General features: G+C 46.3%; 14 protein-coding genes. 2 read left to right on the top strand and 12 right to left on the bottom strand.

Annotated features, from left to right (window positions below; all coding sequences use genetic code 11):
- Positions 1 to 401 precede the first annotated feature (401 nt).
- Complete coding sequence (locus tag AC4E8D_RS06550; RefSeq protein ID WP_221819110.1) at positions 402 to 2684, bottom strand: YhgE/Pip domain-containing protein; 2283 nt, start codon at positions 2682 to 2684, stop codon at positions 402 to 404.
- A 207-nt stretch (positions 2685 to 2891) separates the two neighbouring features.
- Positions 2892 to 3473 carry a TetR/AcrR family transcriptional regulator gene (locus tag AC4E8D_RS06545; RefSeq protein WP_076209603.1) on the bottom strand — a complete coding sequence of 194 codons (582 nt, stop codon included), beginning with the start codon at positions 3471 to 3473 and terminating at the stop codon, positions 2892 to 2894.
- A 383-nt stretch (positions 3474 to 3856) separates the two neighbouring features.
- Here AC4E8D_RS06545 and AC4E8D_RS06540 point away from each other — a divergent pair, with 383 nt between their 5' ends.
- Positions 3857 to 5071, top strand: a complete 1215-nt coding sequence (locus AC4E8D_RS06540) for an MGDG synthase family glycosyltransferase (protein ID WP_221819331.1) — start codon at positions 3857 to 3859, stop codon at positions 5069 to 5071.
- Positions 5072 to 5346: 275 nt separating this feature from the next.
- On the opposite strand, the gene AC4E8D_RS06535 is transcribed toward AC4E8D_RS06540, so the two are convergent.
- Complete coding sequence (locus tag AC4E8D_RS06535) at positions 5347 to 6204, bottom strand: cell wall hydrolase (protein ID WP_091033869.1); 858 nt, start codon at positions 6202 to 6204, stop codon at positions 5347 to 5349.
- Between the two features lie 130 nt (positions 6205 to 6334).
- A complete protein-coding gene (thpR, locus tag AC4E8D_RS06530; protein ID WP_221819109.1) occupies positions 6335 to 6937 on the bottom strand; it encodes an RNA 2',3'-cyclic phosphodiesterase in 603 nt (200 codons plus the stop codon).
- Positions 6938 to 7144: 207 nt separating this feature from the next.
- Between thpR and AC4E8D_RS06525 the strand changes: the two genes are divergently transcribed.
- Positions 7145 to 8101, top strand: coding sequence for a D-2-hydroxyacid dehydrogenase (locus AC4E8D_RS06525; RefSeq protein ID WP_221819108.1), 957 nt, complete (start codon positions 7145 to 7147; stop codon positions 8099 to 8101).
- Positions 8102 to 8279: 178 nt separating this feature from the next.
- On the opposite strand, the gene AC4E8D_RS06520 is transcribed toward AC4E8D_RS06525, so the two are convergent.
- The 8 genes from AC4E8D_RS06520 to AC4E8D_RS06485 form a co-directional block, all read right to left on the bottom strand.
- Positions 8280 to 9257 carry a TRM11 family SAM-dependent methyltransferase gene (locus AC4E8D_RS06520; RefSeq protein WP_260632579.1) on the bottom strand — a complete coding sequence of 326 codons (978 nt, stop codon included), beginning with the start codon at positions 9255 to 9257 and terminating at the stop codon, positions 8280 to 8282.
- 270 nt (positions 9258 to 9527) lie between these two features.
- Entirely contained in the window at positions 9528 to 11240 is a 1713-nt protein-coding gene (locus AC4E8D_RS06515) for a methyl-accepting chemotaxis protein (RefSeq protein WP_221819107.1), read from the bottom strand.
- Between the two features lie 286 nt (positions 11241 to 11526).
- The gene (locus AC4E8D_RS06510) at positions 11527 to 12552 is read right to left on the bottom strand and encodes an MsnO8 family LLM class oxidoreductase (RefSeq protein ID WP_221819106.1); all 1026 of its coding nucleotides are present in this window, start codon (positions 12550 to 12552) and stop codon (positions 11527 to 11529) included.
- A 21-nt stretch (positions 12553 to 12573) separates the two neighbouring features.
- Positions 12574 to 13989, bottom strand: coding sequence for a deoxyguanosinetriphosphate triphosphohydrolase family protein (locus AC4E8D_RS06505; protein WP_076209597.1), 1416 nt, complete (start codon positions 13987 to 13989; stop codon positions 12574 to 12576).
- A 235-nt stretch (positions 13990 to 14224) separates the two neighbouring features.
- A complete protein-coding gene (locus AC4E8D_RS06500; protein WP_339307236.1) occupies positions 14225 to 14413 on the bottom strand; it encodes a hypothetical protein in 189 nt (62 codons plus the stop codon).
- 166 nt (positions 14414 to 14579) lie between these two features.
- Positions 14580 to 16460 (bottom strand): molecular chaperone HtpG, encoded by a 1881-nt coding sequence (gene htpG, locus AC4E8D_RS06495; protein ID WP_221819105.1) that lies wholly within the window; start codon positions 16458 to 16460, stop codon positions 14580 to 14582.
- Positions 16461 to 17182: 722 nt separating this feature from the next.
- The gene (gene nikC / locus AC4E8D_RS06490; RefSeq protein WP_076209596.1) at positions 17183 to 18082 is read right to left on the bottom strand and encodes a nickel transporter permease; all 900 of its coding nucleotides are present in this window, start codon (positions 18080 to 18082) and stop codon (positions 17183 to 17185) included.
- Between the two features lie 41 nt (positions 18083 to 18123).
- Entirely contained in the window at positions 18124 to 19128 is a 1005-nt protein-coding gene (locus tag AC4E8D_RS06485) for an ABC transporter permease (RefSeq protein ID WP_017690144.1), read from the bottom strand.
- Positions 19129 to 19322: the final 194 nt, after the last annotated feature.

Here is a 19322-nt window from a genome sequence, read left to right as displayed (position 1 = left end):
TAGTTCTATTATTTTAACACCGACCTAACATCAGCGCAATTTAAACTTTTTAATACCTCTGATAAGAAATGTTTTGCAGTACAGCTTTACAGTAGTGACGTTTAAATTCATCTCTTTTTCGAATAATTATACACTTTTTAAGCCAGAGTACAACTGAATTAAATTGCTGACAGAAGAAAATCGTTCCATGTGCAGCCTACGTTTATCCATAATTCCACCAAATTTTCACTGCTTAAGCCAGCGAAACTTTACTTCTCTATGCATTTGTATACAAAATAGCCTGCAACCCCTTTTTGGGGCTACAGGCTATTTGCACTATTTGACTACTATATTGCATAATTTCACTACAAGAAAATAAAGTTTTTTTCAAAAATATGTCCCTGCTGAAGATCAGGTTCGACTTATGCCGTCACAACTTGACCAGAATCAGCCTGTTCGACTTCTTTTTTCGGACGTCTGCCATTCCAGAGGAAGTAAGCAAGCGTCAGCAGAATGGATACCCCTGCATAGATGCTAAGAATACCTGCCTGATGCCACATCACATCCAGATTACCACTCGATACCACGGCTTTGAAGCCCATAATGCTGTGTGTCATTGGCAACCAAGGGCTAAATGCCTGAAGCCATGATGGAATCAGTTCTACCGGGAAGGTTCCTGCACTTGCCGCAAGCTGGAAGACCAGAAGCAGAATGACAACATAACGTCCAGGCAGATCCAGCCAGGTTACAAGTGCCTGAACAATCAACATGAAGGTCAGCCCGGTAATAATGGTAAACAGGTAGAACAGCCCTATGCTGTGTGTCTCCAGTCCAAGACCATATAACATGAAACTTGCCACGATAACCGATTGGAAAATGCTCACGGACCCAAATACCAGTGTCCGGCTGACAAAACGATTCCAGCCTGTTGCACCAGGTACGGACGTTTCCCGCATTTTCAATACAATCGTGGAAATCAACGATCCCACAAACAGACCGATCGACAGGAAGAACGGTGTCAATCCTGTACCATAATTGCTCACGTTCTCTGCTGTGTTCTCCGAGGAGTTCACCGGTTCAGCGAACATGTTCACTACATCATCCGTTTTCTTAACTTCGGATGTTTTCTGAGCGGCGTCATTCAGCTTGGTTGCCAGTTCACTTGAGCCATCTTTTAGCTCGGTAAGACCGTCAGCCAGTTTGCCCGCGCCATCACCCAATTGCTTCGAACCATCGGTTAGTGAATGAACGCCACCACTTAGTTTACCTACACCCGTTTGCAAAGCTGTTGTCCCTGAGCCCAGCTGCTTGGCACCATCTGCAAGCAATGTACCGCCACTTGCAGCATCACCCAACTTGCCGCTGAACTGCTTCAGGCCATCGGAGAGCTGTGCTCCTCCTTGACTAAGCTGCCCGGCACCAGCCAGCAATTGTTGCTGACCATCCACTAACTGGTTCGTACCAGCCAGAAGTTGCTCCTGACCTCCATGAAGCTCGGCTGCACCCGCAGCCAGTTGCTGGTTACCCTGATGCAGCTGATCTGCACCCTGCGCCAGCTTCTGCTCGCTCTCATGCAGTTGCGCACTGCCATCAGCAACAGCTTCACTTGCCGCAAGCAGTTTCTGTACATCCGCATTTTCGGCCAGTTCCGGGTTTGATGCAGCAAGCTGTTTCAATCCGGCGGCTACACCCTGTGCACCATCAGCAACCTTGGAACTGCCATCTACAGCCGATTGCAGGCCTGTTGCCAGTGTACCGCTGCCCTGAACGGCACTTTGCAGACCATCCGACAGCTTCGCACTGCCCTGTTCTGACGATTTCAGGCCAGCCTGCAACTTGCTTGTGCCATCCAGTGAAGACTGGAGTCCGGTTTCCAACTTGGCGCTGCCATCCTTCAACTGATCTGCTCCGCTCTGAAGCTGGCTAGAAGCAGCTGCCTGAAGCTGTTGCAGACCGGATACAAGATTCGATGTTCCACTTTCAAGTTTGGTTGCCCCTGTATGCAGCGCGTTAACACCATCACTTAATGGAGAAAGTCCTTCCTGAAGTTCAAGCGTTCCTGATGCAAGCTTCGCCAGATTATCCTTGAGCTTAACAGCACCATCATCCAGTTTGCCTGCGCCGGTATTCAGTTCACCAGCCCCATCGCCTGCCTCAGCCAAGCCATCTGATACTTCGGAGAACTTGTCGAGCAATGTCTCTGCATAGGATTCCGTTACTTTGGCGGAAACTTTTGCTTTCAGGTCCTTAATAGCGGTCTTACCGATCTGCGCACCGACAAAGCTGTAATTGCCATTCGGTTCATAGATCAGATCAGCCGGCTCCGGCTTGTCATCGAGCAATGTTGTTGCTTGGGATGAGAAGTTCTCCGGAATCGTAATTTGCATATAATATTTGTCATTACTCATGCCTTCTTTGGCTTGACTCGCACTGACAAAGTCCCATTTGAAATCGGCATTTTTCTTCAGTTCATCCACCAGATCACTACCCACATGGAGGGATTTGCCCTCCAGCTCAGCGCCTTTGTCCAGATTGACAACAGCAACCGGCATCTCATCCACATGACCATACGGGTCCCAATAGGCCGCCAGATAGATGCCACTATACAGGATCGGTATAAACATAATTGCAATAACAGGGATCAACACCTTCGGGTTTCTCACGGCCGATCCCACATCCTTGAAAAACACGGATAAAGATTTCATGTCATTTTCTCCCCTTAATCTCTCTGCTCCATGAGCAGGAATAACCATAATGAAATACAATGCGGCATTCCAGAAAACATACTGAAACACGAACTGACCACTTTCCTCAAACGGTCACTTTAGGACAAAAAAACAACCTGTCTTCCGACAAGCCTCCCTGCTTGATACGCGTGAAAATCCATATATTATAGTAGATATAAATTCGGATTACGTTATAGCAGCAATTCCTTCCATTAAGAAAAGGCGAAAGTAAGTCTTGATTTCCTCTTTGCTCAGCGGTTGATGTTGTTTGCTCCAGTCTGAGGTGAGTGCAATGTACAGGCGAATCATCATAAATGCGACGACTTGCGGATCACAATCTCGAATCTCTCCATTGTCTTTTGCTTTCTCAAGCTCCTTAGCCAGAAAGTCGGAGATTACCTTCTCCACCTTGTCTAAACCTTCCTTGGCCTGCAGCGTTCCAAAGTCCTTCAGCTCCTGAGATAACTTAACGAGCAGGTCGTGATCACGACGAAACTCTAACAATGCATCCAGCACCCGAAACAGATTATCGAAAAATGCACTTTCCTGATGTACTTCACGATGCGCGATGTTCTTCATTTCCTGAATCACTTCTACCAGGATCTGATCAAACAATTGTTCCTTATTGGTGAAAAACGTATAGATTGTTCCTTTGCCAACGTTCGCAATCTTGGCGACCTGATCCATCGTCGTTGCTTTGTATCCAAACATGGCAAACGACTGGGCTGCTGCATGAATAACCTGCTGTCTCCTGTCAATCGGAGCCATCATATCCCTCCTTTTAAACACATTCATTGTTCAATCGCTCTACATAAATGACCAAAAATACAATTCGGTCATTCGGTCAAAATATACAATACCACCTTAGAAAACAGATTGCAACCCTAACATTTTAAAAATTGTGTTAATATTTTTTAACCTAAATGCAGTGGAAACTCCTTCTGTCGTCGTCTATAGTGTAAGATGACTCAGATAATACGTATATATAATGAAGTTTAGGTTGTCTCATTGTATGATATATGGTGTAAATATTCATAGAAGAAACATGATTTTACGCTTCAATGTATATTCATGTAATAACGCATTCCCTAGCTAGAATAAACAATGAATATCTTCATTTTGAATTAAAACTTATGAATAAAGGTGAACTCATGCGAAAACCAAGAGTGCTCTTATTATCGGAAGGTTTCGGTACCGGTCACACTCAGGCCGCTCATGCGCTGGCACATGGCATCAAAAAAGTCAGTCCACATGTTCACAGTCGTGTCATTGAACTAGGCAAATTTTTGAACCCAACGGTAGCTCCACTAATTTTCTCTGCATATCGAAAGACACTATCGGTTCAACCCAAACTGGTCAGCCTGTTGTACCGCACACAGTACAATAAATCATTAAATGGTTTTACCAAGCTGGCGTTGCACCGAATTTTCTATACACAGACGGCACAGGTCGTATCCCAACTGAAACCCGATGCGGTCATCTGTACCCATCCTTTTCCGAATGCGGTCATTTCCCGGCTCAAACGCCAGGGTCTGAATATCCCGCTCTATACGGTCGTGACGGATTATGACGTGCACGGAACATGGATTAATCCGGAAGTGAACAAATATCTGGTCTCTACCCCTCAGGTCAAAGCATTGCTTGAGATTCGGGGCGTCGATCCCTCCCATATTCAGATCACGGGAATCCCTGTGCATCCAGACTTCTGGGAAGCAGGAGATAAGGTGAAGCTACGGGAAGAGATGGGGCTTCAGAACATGCCTACGGCGCTGCTTATGGGTGGTGGATGGGGACTTTCGTTTGATGAGGACCATATGAAAGCTCTCACGTCCTGGGCAGATCGTGTTCAATTGGTCTTTTGTCTAGGAAGCAATGAAAAAATGATCGCAAAAATGAAGGAAATGCCTTGCTTCCAGCATCCGAATATTCGTATTCTGGGATATACACGGGAAGTAAGCAAACTGATGGATGTATCCGATGTGCTGATTACGAAGCCAGGTGGCATGACATGCACCGAAGCACTGGCCAAGGGTCTACCGATGTTGTTCATTCCTCCGATTGCAGGTCAAGAGGAAGAGAACTGTGAATACTTTGTACAAGCCGGATACGGCCAGGTCATTCATTCTGCCGACGTGATCACCAATCGTTTCAGACAACTAGTTGAGCAGGTATCTACTCAAACTGAAAGCCCGCTGAACGTAGCACATATTTCAGGTAATCAGTCGGCCTATGATCCGAAGTGCTGTGCTCAAGCTGTTCATAACTTATTGTTCCCGACTACAGCCGAAGTCACAACAACCTCCGTGGAGCGCTTCACAGCCGGAATTGCTGCCACGTCCTTGTCAGGTACCAGAATACCATTCTGACGCCTCTAGGGGCCTATAGAACAGCTCTCACGAGGTGTTATAGGGCACAAGACAATTACTCAAGATATACAAAGAAGGTTCCCTTCCGAATTTTTGGAAGGGAACCTTCTTTTATTTTCACTAATTCCACCGTATGATTTGGCAGAAAAAAGGGTAATTTAGAGTATAACGATATTTTAAAATAACGAAATAAAACTACGATTCAGGCTTTTTCAAGGGCCGTGTGATGCCCACACAGTTAACTACCCTGCCTGTTTGCAGAATTTACGGGTCGATTACTTGTAAAAAGTATGATGACCGATCGTTTTTACTTTTTTCTGCGAGCGGGCAACTGTCAGATCGTCGGCAAGCGTCAATGATAAGAAATAATACGTATCATCGGCGACTTCCTTCTTCCCGTTCAACGCAGCATTCACTGCTTTGATGCTGTCCTCGTTAGGAACCACACGTTTCATACGTCCGTTCGCTACAGGACTAAACTGGGATTTCTGATAGATGACCTTGTAAATGGTATCGGGAAAATTGGCTGACCGCAGCCGGTTTAAGACAACATTGGCAACTGCCACTTTGCCTTCGTACGGTTCACCTTCTGCCTCTGCCATGACGATTTTTTGCAGCAGATGCAGTTCTTTATCGGACACACTGTATGACCAGGTTGCGAGTTTCGAGTCTTCCTGGTTCAGAAGTTTGGTCCGTGTAAAGTATAGTTTTTGGGGGGGAGTTGTTACAGCAGCAACTTCTTTGGCACGTTTCACTTTGGCCAATTTCAGTGCAGCTTCTTTTTTGGCTTTGGCCGCAGCTACCGCTCTAGCTTTGTTCTTGGCCTTCGCTTCTTGCAGTTCCTGCTCTTCCTGAGCAGTCGTAAGCCAGTTCTTCGCTGGCAGAGATTCAGTCCACGCTACGGTTTGGGCAGACAGATTAGAGGACAGACTTGTCCCATCTTCCATCATGCGCCTCTCTTCTTGCGTAGATGTTTGGTTATTTTGCACAGAAGCCGCAAGTTCGGTCATCTGTTTACTATCACTAGCTTCATTCCACTTCCCCGTCGCCTGAACGACATTTACCCCCACTATACATACAAGCAGCACTGATAACATCGGTGCTACCCAACGATTTTTGCTTATAATGTTCATTCGAAGATTCCTCCTGTCGAAACAATTCCCTTAACTAAGTAACCCAAAAAAAAGAATTTGAATAACGTTGGCTAATATTACATAGGGATAAACGTTATGTCAATGTGATTTTATGGCATAAAAATGATTATCAGGAAAAAGTGAACGTATCCACGACCTCATACATTGGCGATTGCCCCAGCCTTGTCACATAAAGTACAATGTCCTCCACCATCCATGAATTAGCACCTGTGGAATGTTCCGGAAGCACGCCAGATACCCCTTTATTCTCATTACCTGGAACTTGTCCCAGATATTTTCTGGCAACGGTAATATGGGGAGCATACGGTCTTAATTCAGCTTCATACCCAAGGGGCGAAGTCGCCTGCACGATTTGTTTTTGCAATGAAAACAAGTGCTCTATCTCTCCGCTAACACCTTTCCAAAGTACTTTAGGGGCTTCTTCAAGTCCAAATGTACCCCAGTTCGAAAGCTGAAGTTCAAATGGCTGAAATCCGCTTGTTGCTGAGCGCAATGCTTTTCGCAGGTGTCCGATGTCACTAACTAACGTATCCCCCAGAAATTGCAAGGTTATATGATAATCTCTATGATCTGTCCATTTACGAAAATCCAGCTTGTTCTGTACAAGCCTCGCATCCATCTGAAGAGACTGCTGAACAGCAACAGGAAGACGAATTGCTACAAACAATCTTTCCCGTCGGGATGATTGATCCTGATGTGATTGGTTATTCATTGCATACACCTCTCTAAAGTTCGCTCTATTATTTCATAACTATACATATCGTTTCAAGTTGGGTAAGTATAGATTGACACAAATATAACCATTTGCAAATAAGGCTAGATTCCTGCATTTCCCACCTTAATGCACATCCAACATCAAATCTGATACACTTTAATTATCAAACTCATCAAACTATTTATCTCAGGAGGACCACACATTATGGGTAAAATTGTATGTTTTCCATCTCTATCCGAAGAACAGCAACAACGCATTCAGAATGCTGCACCGGGATACACCCTGAAATTCGGAAAAGCCAAGGAATTGGACCCCGCTGAGTTGAAAGAAGCTGAGATTATTCTCGGCTGGTCCCCACTCGTCACAGAACATGCATTAAAACAGGACAGCCTGTTGAAGTGGGTTCAGGTCTGGTCTGCTGGTGTGGACAATCTCCCCTTCGCAGATTTGCAACAAAAAAACGTTCAGGTCACCAGTGCAAATGGAGTTCACGCGATTCCAATCACCGAAATTATTCTGGGCATGATGTTATCCCACAGTCGCTGGCTGAGACAAGCTATGCTGCATCAACAGCAGGCCGAATGGAAAGCTCCTGCCCAACCACTGCCAGAACTGCATGGCAAAACAGCGGTCATCGTTGGTGTAGGCGAGATCGGTACGGAAACAGCCCGTATTCTCAAAGCACTCGGCATGCGCACGATCGGAGTTCGCCGCTCAGGTAAGGATGTCTCCAATGTGGACCAAATGTACGACATGACCGGTTTACATGAAGCCTTGAACCAGGGCGATTATGTAATTAACATTTTACCGCTAACTGATGAAACCAAACATATATATGATCAAACTGCATTTGAGCAGTTCCGATCCGGTGCCTGCTTCGTTAATGTGGGCCGTGGCCCCAGTGTGAAAACGGAAGCGTTGCTGAATGCACTCCAAAACGGCCAAGTTGCCTTCGCTGCACTGGACGTGTTCGAAGAAGAACCTCTTCCTGCAGACCACCCGCTATGGGGCATGGATAACGTGTTAATTACGCCTCATATCGCAGGAAGTACAGAGCAATACACGAATCGAGCAGTCGATATTTTCGTCAAAAATCTGGAAGCTTACGTCGCTGGCGATACTCTGCCGTTGAACCTTGTGGATTATAGTCATAAATATTAACACAAACACCCGTTCCCATGCAATATTGTGCAAATCAGATCAACGATATCAATGGAACTAAAGAAATATTTCTGTCCTCTACGTTCTAGTGTAAACTGTTAGTTCAATGGATATGTAAGCAATAAAAAAATCTACCTCTGGAAATTTCCCTAGAGGTAGATTTTTTGTTTTTTTACGCTTACATACACAGCCAAATATGACGTACAAACGTGCCTTTATGTACTGTTCGGTACTCTTTTACAGTCCATCCTACTTCCAACAAGTGCTCTTCTACCCACTCTGTGGAAACAATCACTGCCCGTTTTGCCAATCTGCGCAAACTCTCCAGCATGGCTCGTTGCTCAGCATCCGGAAGTACAGAGCAGAGATTATAGGGCATGTCCAGAATTGCTGCATCATACAAATCTTGCAGTTCATTCATATCCCCGAGTGTGATTCGATCCGAATCATATCCATAATGCGGCAGATTGATACGTGCACCTCGGACAGCCAGAGGATTGAGATCGTTACCTTTTGCGTCAATTCCCATGGATAAAGCTTCAATCACAACCGTTCCCATACCACAGCATGGATCAAGCAATCGATGATTTTCTACTCTCGGAACAGCAATATTAACCAGCGCTCTCGCAAGCGTGATGCCAAATCCAGTTGAGTAATTTTGCGGCTTCTGCCGATGAATCTGCCATGATCGATCCGCTTCTGTCCACTGGCCCAAGATCCATTTTTCTCCTGTTCGGATTAGGCCGAAAGTCACCTTAGGTTGTTTCATCTGTGCCTTGCCTTTAATGCACATGCCAACTTCTTTTTCCAGTTGACGAGACTGTGCATAATCAGGGGCTTGATCCCCTTCTTTCAAACAAATCACCTTAAATGTCTCTTCTGGCAACAGATGAATATCCCTGGCAAAAGGAAGCAGATCAGTCACGCTGCCCCCTTCGCCGATCACGTCCAGTCTGCCATGGATAAAAGGACTGCGTCCAGGTGGAGTACATCGTTCAGACCACACATATGACCCCATATCCATACGGATCTCCAAACTCGGTTCAAGCAGCGTATTCAGCTCCAGCATGCATAGTTCTTGCTCGTTCTCGTGGCAAGCAAAGGTGTAGAGGTGTTTCCCAGAAGTGGCGTACATACCAAGTGTTTCATCAGGCAAAATTCCCCTCTCCTTCCTTCATTAATCATGTTTCTTCTATATAAATAGTAAGCTCATTGAAGACATATCAAATACGACTCAAACGTTTGCTTCAGGTAGCCATTGTATACAATGTTAGGCTCCTAGACAACTATCCATTTCCTTGCACGTATCTTTTTGGAAAGAAAAAAAATAAGGTGTTCCCATTGTTGAGGAACGCCTTACTTTATTTTGAGACTCTCACTAATCGCCACCTGCGTGATTCCAGCTTCTTCTATTATAAGGAGAAGGTTATATTTTTAATTTTTCAATGGATGTAAGCAAATCTTCCGATAATTCTTTCAGACTTTGAATGTTGCCGCTAATCGTTTCCATGGAACTTACTTGCTCTTCCGCCGATGCAGAAACTTCTTCCACACTCGCTGCCGATTGTTCCGAAACAGCGGAAATCTGCTGACTGAAATCATTCATTCGTCCGCTTGCTTCCTGCATGCCTCCCAGTCCATCTGTCATCGTGCCGATGACACCAACCATGCCTTCCACCGATTCATTAATTGTACGGAAGAGTTGACCTGAAGTAAGCACATGTTCCTGACCCAGTTCGGTCTCCTGAACGTTCGTACGTAATTCCGCAACCACCCCTTGTGACTCCTGCTGAATATCCTCGGTAATCGCCGTGATCTCTTCAACCGAAGTCTGCACAGCCTCAGATAACTTCCTCACTTCTGATGCCACTACGGCGAATCCGCGTCCACTCTCTCCCGCACGTGCTGCCTCAATGGAAGCATTCAATGCAAGCAGATTGGTTTGGCGTGCAATGTCATGAATGACCTGAACCAGCTTGGAAATATCATCATTTTTACGATTCAACCGTTCCATCTTGTTCATGGAAGCCGAGACTGAACCGGAAATCTGTTGCATCTGCTGCACCGACTGTTCCATCGCCTTGCGACCATTCAGACCTTGTTCCAGTACAAGATCCGACATGACGCGCAGCTGGCTGCCTTGTTCCGTATGATTCTGAATGTGATCATTCAACACTTCAACCGTACGGGCTGATTCCACGGCTGTCTCTGCCTGGCTCTCTGCGGCCTTGGCTGACTCTTCCATGGTCACAGCAATTTGCCGACTGCCTATCTTAACCTCTTCTGAGGATATTGCCAGTTCCCCACTTTGCAGATTGACAGCTTCGGCAATTCGTCTGACGCTCAGAACCATGGAAGTCAGGTTACCTTTCATGTCATTCACCGCTTTGGCCAGAACACCGACTTCATCCTCATGTTTGGTATGTATGTCCTGAACATTCAATTGGCCTTCTGCAATCAGTTTCACCGCACTAATGACACGCAGCAGTGGTTTCACGACCTGTGAACGAATAATTGGAATGCTGATCGCTGTAATGGCAATCATAACAAGAACACCGATAATGATGATTAATCTACCATCCTGTACCGATCTGATCGTTTGGGCCGCCGCAAGATTGGACTGTTCCTGATTGTATTCCACGAGATAATCGAGGTCGACTTGCATGGTGTCAAAGGAATCAGCACCTTTATCAGCTACTTCCTTCGCCAGCTGTGTCTGCCCCTCATCACTCAACTTGATCGCTTGCGTATTAATCTTGAGATACGCTTCCCATTTGTTCTTGAACGCTGTCCAATGTTCGAGCTCATCCGCAGACTTCTCCTGCTGATCATAGATTTTAATCGCCTGCGTCGTTTCACGAATATACTTGGTACGCTCTTCTGACAAAAATGCCTTGTCTGTCTCTTCCGCGTCAAAGTGGCGATAACTTAGTGACAGGACATGCTCTGTGGTATAATTTAACCGGTTAATTTGCTGGATTGATGGCATCCAATTGTTCGTAATTTCATTGGTATTGGTTTCGATTGAATTCATCCGGGTGACAATCGTGACACTCAAAACAATTAAACAGAGGATTAACAAGTAGAACGCGATGCTGATACGCAGACCGATACTCTTGATCTTGAATCTGCTGAACATATGATTTCCCCCTTGACCTCTTCGGTCATCCCGAATACAGGTGCGTTTGTCATTGTTTTCCCCTTCTATTTGACCTCTTGTCAAAAGAACTTATCTATATTATATCGGTAGGAAAATAGACGTAAAGTATTATAACATTATTTTGTCATTAAGATGCTTGATTTTGTAAGAGATTGTTGAATCTTGACAAAGTCCAAACTGAAGAGCTGCAGCATACGGTAAAGTCCCGATCTGCAGCTCTTCGGTTTGTTCGGATTTCAACGGCTACCTTCATAAAGCGATCAGCCTAGTTCAGTATTGCTGTCTTATGCTCAGCCAGCAATCGATATGAATCCAACCTGCGCTCATAATCTGGTCCCGCCGTAACCAGAAGCAACCTCTCCGTATCCAGCCTGCGACTCACCTGTTGCAATCGCGCCCATACCTGCTCAGGTGTACCTGCATAGTGCCGTACCGATTCATTTTGATCACTAACGGCTACATCATTCGTGTTAGAGACCACGATACCACTTGAATTCGGCCCGGTCGAACGTTCTTTTCCATCCAGCTTACGTCTCTCCGCCATGTTAAGACTCCAGCCCAAAGCATCCGTCTCTGACTCGGCACACAATACGCTGACTGCCACCATAACCTCAGGCTCCTTCATCGTTGCACTAGGAATAAATCCTTCTCGGTATCGCCTTACAGCCTCTGTACCATCGGCATCACTCATGAACTGACCAAATACATATCCCATGCCAAACCGAGCCGCAAATTCTGCACTCTTCACGTTAGTTCCCAACATCCAGAGTGATAACGGGAGCTCGGGAATCGGACGAGCTGTCACGGGATGATCCTCGTACATGTAGCGGTCTTCGAGCAGTTCTGTGAGTGCTGCGAGCGATTCAGGCAGTTTGGATACATGGTGCAAGTAATTGCCACTAAGTGCCATCGTGGCATGAGGTCCACCGCCCGGAGCACGTCCGAGCCCAAGCTCGATGCGCCCCGGATAGAGCGCAGCCAGCAGGCGGAACGACTCCGCAACCTTGAGTGGGCTGTAGTGTGGCAACAAGACCGCACCAGAGCCAAGTTGGATCGTTGTTGTCCTTGCTCCGATGTGCGATAACAGTACTTCGGGAGAGGCCGATGCCAGTTCAGCCATATCATGATGCTCTGACGTCCAGTATCGGGCGTATCCCCAAGCCTCGGCATGTTGCGCAAGTGTCACCGATTGTTGAAGCGCCTGTTCCGCTGTGGCATCGTTTAACCTTGGAACAAGGTCAAGTACGCCCAGACTGAACGTCTCACTCATTCGCTTAGCCACGCGTCTCATCTCCCTTTATATCGGTTAATTTTAATCCAGATCGTAGATCGAACCCACCTTCAGACCGTAGAGTTCATTATATATTTTCTCGGCAAATGCATCCGTCATACCTGCGATATAATCGATCACCATGTGTTCCCAAGTCCAGATCGGCTGGGCTTTGGCTTGATCCTTCTCATACCGTTGCAGCCAGTCGGATGGAATAATGGATTTGGACGTTTCCGGATCGAGGAATGCATCCCATAATCGCTTAATCATCCACTCACTGCGCTTCTGTAGCCGCTGCACACGTAGATCACGAATCATGGTCACCCAGGCAAAACTCTTGAGCACACTCACCGTACGCAGCATATCAAGGTCTTCAGCCCCTTCACGGACAAAAGTTACCTTCTTCCAGTCGCCGTCGTCAATAACGCCCAGGCTGCCTACAAAAAAGCTCACCCAGTAGGCTTTCACCTCACGACGGGTACGCGAGTAATCATGCTCGCAGAACGGCATCTTCTCATTCCAGATGCGCAGGAACGAAGCGAGGACCTCTTCTACCTTTTGCCCAATCGCTTCTCGGGTCCATCCGTTCCAGAACAGATCCTCCAGCGTTGTAATTTTATCCACAATCAGTCGATTCACATGCGGATCTTGCAGGAAATGCTCATGTACTTCAATTTTGCCTGCTTTGATGCCATCCTCCAAGTCATGCGAGGAGTACGCAATATCGTCGCAAAGGTCCATCAACTGTGCTTCCAGCGTCTTCTTGCCTGCCGGCACGTTCCAGCGATCACGGATCTCCCGAATATATTGCCACTCATGATGATACATGCCTTTTTTGCTCTCTGTCCCAGGGTACGGATACTTGTTGATTCCTAGTAATACCGCATCAGACAGGTTCAGTCCATCGATATCTTCACGCTTCTCCAAGTGCATAATGAGACGGAAGTTGTGCGCATTGCCTTCAAAATGCTCGTATTTCCGTTTTAACTCGGCACGGACTTCAGACTCCACCTTGGGAACTTTGGCGCTGCGGCTTTTTTTCATGATTTTCTTAGCCTCGGTGTTGATGAGGTCATCCAGAATGCCATCCAATACTTCTTCACCTTTATGTCCAAACGGCGGGTGGCCAAAATCATGTGCGATTGCAGCGCACTCCACCACTTCTGAATCAATAATAAGACCGGGGTTGTCCGCGCGGTCCCAGTCCACCTCGGGAAAACGGCGAATTAGGCTTCGGGCAGCTTCTCGGGCAATCTGTGCCACCTCCAGGGAATGGGTCAAACGAGTACGATAATAATCACCCGTTCCTGCGCCAAATACCTGCGATTTGCCCTGTAACCGACGGAAGGTCGGTGAATGAATAAGTCTCGAATAGTCCCGTTCATACGCTGCACGAGATCCATCCAATTTGGTTAATTCAGGATATTGTCTATGTTCTCTCAGATCGTTCCATTGCATGGGGATCACTCCTAGCCGACTGTCTCTATTTTGAGTGATTATACACAACATCTGTGGTTTCGAAAAGTAAAACCTGTCTGTGATTGTCATCTCTTCTTACATCAATTTGTGATGAACAGTCATCTTCTCTTATTATACCCTGCCAGACTATCATCCGTGCATCTAAATGATAATGATTAAAATTGAACTCATTATTCACATATGCTCGCTCCCATAGCAGAACAACCATAAGTACTCACTGTGACACAAGGTAGCCGTTTCGGTTACGGATCGTTCTTCTGATCGCTGTTGTCTCCAGGTTTTCTGAATTCCCTTTACTAAGGGAAAAACCCGGAGACAAAGGCGAACGCTTCGCTTCTTCAGAATCGATTCCGTCCCCTTCACTACTTTTGCTGTCCTTATAATACATAATGGTATTCATCATTCAACTCGCTAAAAAATCGAGTGAAAATCAAGTTCAATTTAGAAAATATCATCATTTGCTTCAATGATAGTCTGCCTCCCCCGCGCCCTCCCGTTGTTGGTAAAAACAAAAAAAACCGACAGGACTGAAACGCCCTGTCGGGGTGGAGATGGTGGGTGCAACGGTATTACACCATAACCTTACAGATATCGTTGGTGAACTCTACTGGATCTTGAATTGGCAATCCTTCGATTAACAATGCCTGATGGTACAGCAGGCTGGTATAGAGGTTCAGCTTTTCCTGATCCTGTGCGAAAGCGTCTTTCAACGATTTGAAGACATCGTGATTCACGTTGATTTCCAGCACTTTGTCGGCTTGTACATTTTCGCTGTTTGGCATAGCTTTCAGGATTTTCTCCATTTCAATCGTCAATTCACCTTCGGTGGACAAACATACCGGGTGGCTTCTGAGACGTTTGGAAGCTTTAACGGCTTTGACTTTACCTGCCAATTGAGCTTGCATCGCTTCAAACAACTCTTTGTTGTCGTTGTCCTGAGCGTCCGTTTCTTCTTTGTCCGCGTTATCTTCGATACCCAGGTCACCACTGGAGATGGATTTGAATTCTTTCTCCTTGTAGTTCGTGATCATCTTGATTGCAAACTCGTCGATGTCATCGGTAAAGTACAATACTTCGTACCCTTTCTCAAGAACACCCTCGATCTGTGGCAGCTTCTCAATACGGCTAATGGACTCACCGGATGCATAGTAGATGTACTTCTGATCTTCCGGCATTCTGGAGACGTATTCGTCCAGGCTCACGAGTTTGCTCTCTTTGGAAGACGTGAACAACAGCAGATCCTGCAATGTATCCTTGTTCACACCATAGTCGCTATATACGCCATATTTCAACTGACGGCCAAACGCTTGGTAGAACTTCTCGTAGTTCTCGCGCTCGTCCTTCAGCAGGCTTTGCAGTTGACTCTTGATTTTGTTCTTGATGTTTTTCGCGATCAGGCTAAGCTGACGGTCATGTTGCAACATCTCACGGGAAATGTTCAGGGACAGGTCTTCCGAATCCACCATACCTTTAACAAATCCAAAGTAATCTGGCAACAGATCCCCACATTTATCCATGATCAATACACCGTTGGAGTAGAGTTCAAGGCCTTTTTCATACTCTTTGGTGTAGTAGTCAAACGGCGTGTTCTCCGGGATAAACAGGATTGCATTGTATACCACTGCGCCATCTGCGCTGATATGCAGGTGTTTGAGCGGTTTGTCAAAACCGTAGCGTTTTTCCATATAGAAGTTCGTGTAGTCTTCTTCGGTCAGTTCGCTTTTATTTTTACGCCAGATCGGCACCATGCTGTTCACGGTTTGTTCTTCTTGATATTCCTCGAACTCGTTCTCCGTGCCCTCTTTCGGACGTTGACCCGTTACATCCATCTTGATCGGGTAGCGAATGAAGTCGGAGTATTTCTTGATGATGGATCTCAGGCGGTACTCATCCAAAAATTCGTCATACGAATCTTCTTCGGTATTTTCTTTGATCGTCAGGACGATTTCCGTACCTACGGAATCTTTCTCAGCTGGTGTGATTGTGTAACCATCCGCGCCTTCGGACTCCCATTTCCAAGCTTCGTCGCTGCCCAGCGTTTTACTCGTTACGGTCAGCTTGTCCGCCACCATAAATGCCGAGTAGAAACCTACCCCGAATTGTCCAATGATGTTGTGGCCGTCTTTTGCTTCATTTTCCTTCTTAAACGCCAGGGAACCACTCTTCGCGATAACCCCCAGGTTGTTCTCCAGCTCTTCCTGCGTCATCCCGATTCCGGTATCCGTCAGTGTGAGCGTGCGGTTTTCTTTGTCAATCGTGAGCTTGATGAAGTAGTCCTCTTTGTTGAAAACAAGTGAATCGTCGGTAAGTGCTCTGTAATAAATTTTATCAATGGCGTCACTGGAGTTGGAGATCAATTCTCTCAAAAAGATTTCTCTTTGGGTGTAAATGGAGTTGATCATCATATCCAGCAAACGTTTGGATTCTGCCTGGAATTCTTTTTTAGCCATGAGTGGTTGGACTCCTTTCAAATTGGATATCGAATGATTTGATTGAAAATAGAAAGTTACTGAGTAATCCTGCGGCCATTAGTAGACTCAAAAACCTTTGATCGCTCTAGTCCACAGATATTGTGATTCACTTCTAACTGGCTCATTGTAAAAATAAGTGCACGACGTTCTGCAATGTAGCCGTTCCGGTTACGAATCGTTTTTCGGATCGCTGTTATCCCCGTATTTCTTTGATTCCCTTTTTAAAAGGGAGAAATCCGGTGATAAAGGCGAACGCTCTGCTTCCTCCAAATCGATTTCGTCCCCTGCACTACTTTTGCATCTGATAAGCACTGATTTTTTATGATAGAGCACATCAATGAAGTGATATCTCTTAAACGTGGAATGCTACTTCAAGTCTGTTGCTTCCTTGGCTTCGCATGTCCTACTCAGGTTCAATATCTATTTTCAAAAACAGAATCATTCCATATGTAGGTGTACAGTAAAAACATCATCTGTTAGCACTCTGATGATCGGAGTGCTAAACCCTTCCTTTTATATAACATATGGGAAAATTGGGTGTCAATACGCAGGCGGTTATTTTAACAAAAAGATCGAATAACCCTTCGACTTTTGCACATCACCAATCATTTTAACGTAATCCAGCAAGTAAAACAAAAGCCGCCTCGAACCAAAGTTCGAACCGGCATAGGGAAAGATACTACGGTTAGGATTAGAAAATTTTACTTTTTCACCATTTTCGGATCAAGGGTGTCGCGCAGGCCATCGCCCATTAGGTTGAAGCCGAGAACGGTTAACATAATGGAAACGCCGGGGAAAATCAGTGTCCACGGTGCTTTTTGTATAAACTGACGGGAGTCCGACAGCATTTTACCCCATTCGGGATCGGGTGGTTGTGCGCCCATGCCTAGAAATCCGAGCGCAGCAGCTTCGATGATCGCCGTCCCAATTCCAAGTGTACCTTGCACGATCAGCGGAGTAAGACTATTGGGCAAGATGTGGCGAAACAAGATTCGCCCATTACCCGCTCCAAGTGTCCGCGCCGACGTAATGAATTCCTCCTGTCTCAAGCTGAGTACCCGTGAACGCACCAACCTTCCGTAGGTCGGGATGTTCACGATGGCGATGGCGAGCAATGCATTTTGCAACGACGGGCCCAATATCGCCACAATGGCGATGGCCAGCAAAATCCCGGGAAAGGCGAGCAAGATATCAAATAGACGCGAGATAAGCATGTCAGCCCATTTTCCATAAAATCCGGCAATTAAACCAAGCAACGTGCCCGCGATAATGGAACCAATAACAGAGAAGAAGCCTACCCATAATGAAATACGCGCCCCATGCATCACTCTGGAAAACACGTCACGCCCCAGATCATCGGTACCAAACCAATGCTCTGCCGAAGGGGCCTGAAGCCGATCCACCAGCACCTGTTCCTTATAATCGTAAGGAGCGATATATGGCGCGAGGAAGGCCAACAGGATAAAAAACACGATAATAATTAGACCTGCAAGGGCAAGCCGATTTTTCCGAAACGTTCTCCACGCTTCCCGCCATGGACCGGATGTGCTCGCCGACGCAGCGTCTATGGATGGTCCGGTATTGGTTGATAATTTGGCCATGCGGCGTCTCCTTTCTTGGATATGAATGAATGATAAATCCCCTATTTATAACTGATCCGCGGATCAAACACGGCGTAGAGCAGGTCCACAATCAGGTTAATCACCACGAAAAAGAACGCCACGATCAGAATCCCACTCTGGATCACCGGATAGTCCCGCGAACTAATCGCTTCATATATATAACGTCCCACGCCTGGCCAAGCAAAGATCGTTTCGGTCAACACCGCACCCCCAAGCAGCGATCCGGTCTGGATGCCGATAACCGTGAGCACAGGAATGAACGCATTTTTGAGTGCATGTCCATATACAACAAAAAACGGCCCCAGTCCCTTCGCCTTCGCTGTACGAATGTAATCGGAACTCATCACTTCCAGCATACTGGAACGGGTCATCCGGGCAATAACAGCCATCGGAATCGTTCCCAGTGCAACACTTGGCAGAATCAAATGTTTCGTGACGGTCCACAACTGATTCCATTGTCCAGCGATCATCGTATCCAGCACATACAAGCCCGTAATGGCTTCCACCGGATCTCGTGCATTCATGCGTCCAATGGATGGCAACCACTGCAACTTGTTCGCAAACAGCCATTGTTCCATCAGACCTAACCAGAAGATAGGCATCGATACACCCACCAAAGCAATGACCATACAGCAATAATCAAACCAGGAGTTGTGCTTCCATGCACTGACAATCCCGGCATTCACCCCAATAATGACAGCAAACAACATACTAGCCATCGTTAATTCGAGGGTTGCTGTCAGATAAGGCACAATTTCCTGGGCAATAGGCACCTTGGTGCGGATGGATGTTCCCAGGTCACCTTTGAGCAAATCGCCCAAGTAGGCGAAATATTGCTGGAACCAGGGTTTATCCAGACCGAGCTGGTCACGAAGGGCCTGCTTGGATTGTTCGGTTGCCTTTTGCCCAAGTATGGTCTCGGCCGGGTCACCCGGAATGGCGTGGATGATGGAAAAGACAATCAGGGTCATGCCCAGCAGTACGGGCAGCAACACAAGCACACGTTTGACAATATAGCTGTTCAATCCTGTTCACCTGCCTTCGACATATCGTGCAAAATAAAAAGCGCCGGCAGAAACGCATGCTTTGGATAGTTACGTCCGGATGTGGGTTCTGCCAAGCATTGCGTCTCACCAGCGCTTTGTAAGAAAGAATTAAACGTACTCACTCCGAACTGCAGTGCCATCTTCAGATCGCAGTTATCTGAAATGGATAAGTT

The sequence above is a fragment of the Paenibacillus sp. SRL342 genome (assembly GCF_984798905.1).
Note: the sequence above shows the minus strand (reverse complement) of the source record. Positions and strands in the feature narration are given on the sequence as shown.

Coding starts and splice junctions, on each gene's coding strand:
- AC4E8D_RS06550 (WP_221819110.1), bottom strand. CDS start 2,684: ATGAAATCTTTATCCGTGTTTTTCAAGGATGTGGGATCGGCCGTGAGA.
- AC4E8D_RS06545 (WP_076209603.1), bottom strand. CDS start 3,473: ATGGCTCCGATTGACAGGAGACAGCAGGTTATTCATGCAGCAGCCCAG.
- AC4E8D_RS06540 (WP_221819331.1), top strand. CDS start 3,857: ATGCGAAAACCAAGAGTGCTCTTATTATCGGAAGGTTTCGGTACCGGT.
- AC4E8D_RS06535 (WP_091033869.1), bottom strand. CDS start 6,204: ATGAACATTATAAGCAAAAATCGTTGGGTAGCACCGATGTTATCAGTG.
- thpR (WP_221819109.1), bottom strand. CDS start 6,937: ATGAATAACCAATCACATCAGGATCAATCATCCCGACGGGAAAGATTG.
- AC4E8D_RS06525 (WP_221819108.1), top strand. CDS start 7,145: ATGGGTAAAATTGTATGTTTTCCATCTCTATCCGAAGAACAGCAACAA.
- AC4E8D_RS06515 (WP_221819107.1), bottom strand. CDS start 11,240: ATGTTCAGCAGATTCAAGATCAAGAGTATCGGTCTGCGTATCAGCATC.
- AC4E8D_RS06510 (WP_221819106.1), bottom strand. CDS start 12,552: ATGAGACGCGTGGCTAAGCGAATGAGTGAGACGTTCAGTCTGGGCGTA.
- AC4E8D_RS06505 (WP_076209597.1), bottom strand. CDS start 13,989: ATGCAATGGAACGATCTGAGAGAACATAGACAATATCCTGAATTAACC.
- AC4E8D_RS06500 (WP_339307236.1), bottom strand. CDS start 14,413: ATGATGAATACCATTATGTATTATAAGGACAGCAAAAGTAGTGAAGGG.
- htpG (WP_221819105.1), bottom strand. CDS start 16,460: ATGGCTAAAAAAGAATTCCAGGCAGAATCCAAACGTTTGCTGGATATG.
- nikC (WP_076209596.1), bottom strand. CDS start 18,082: ATGGCCAAATTATCAACCAATACCGGACCATCCATAGACGCTGCGTCG.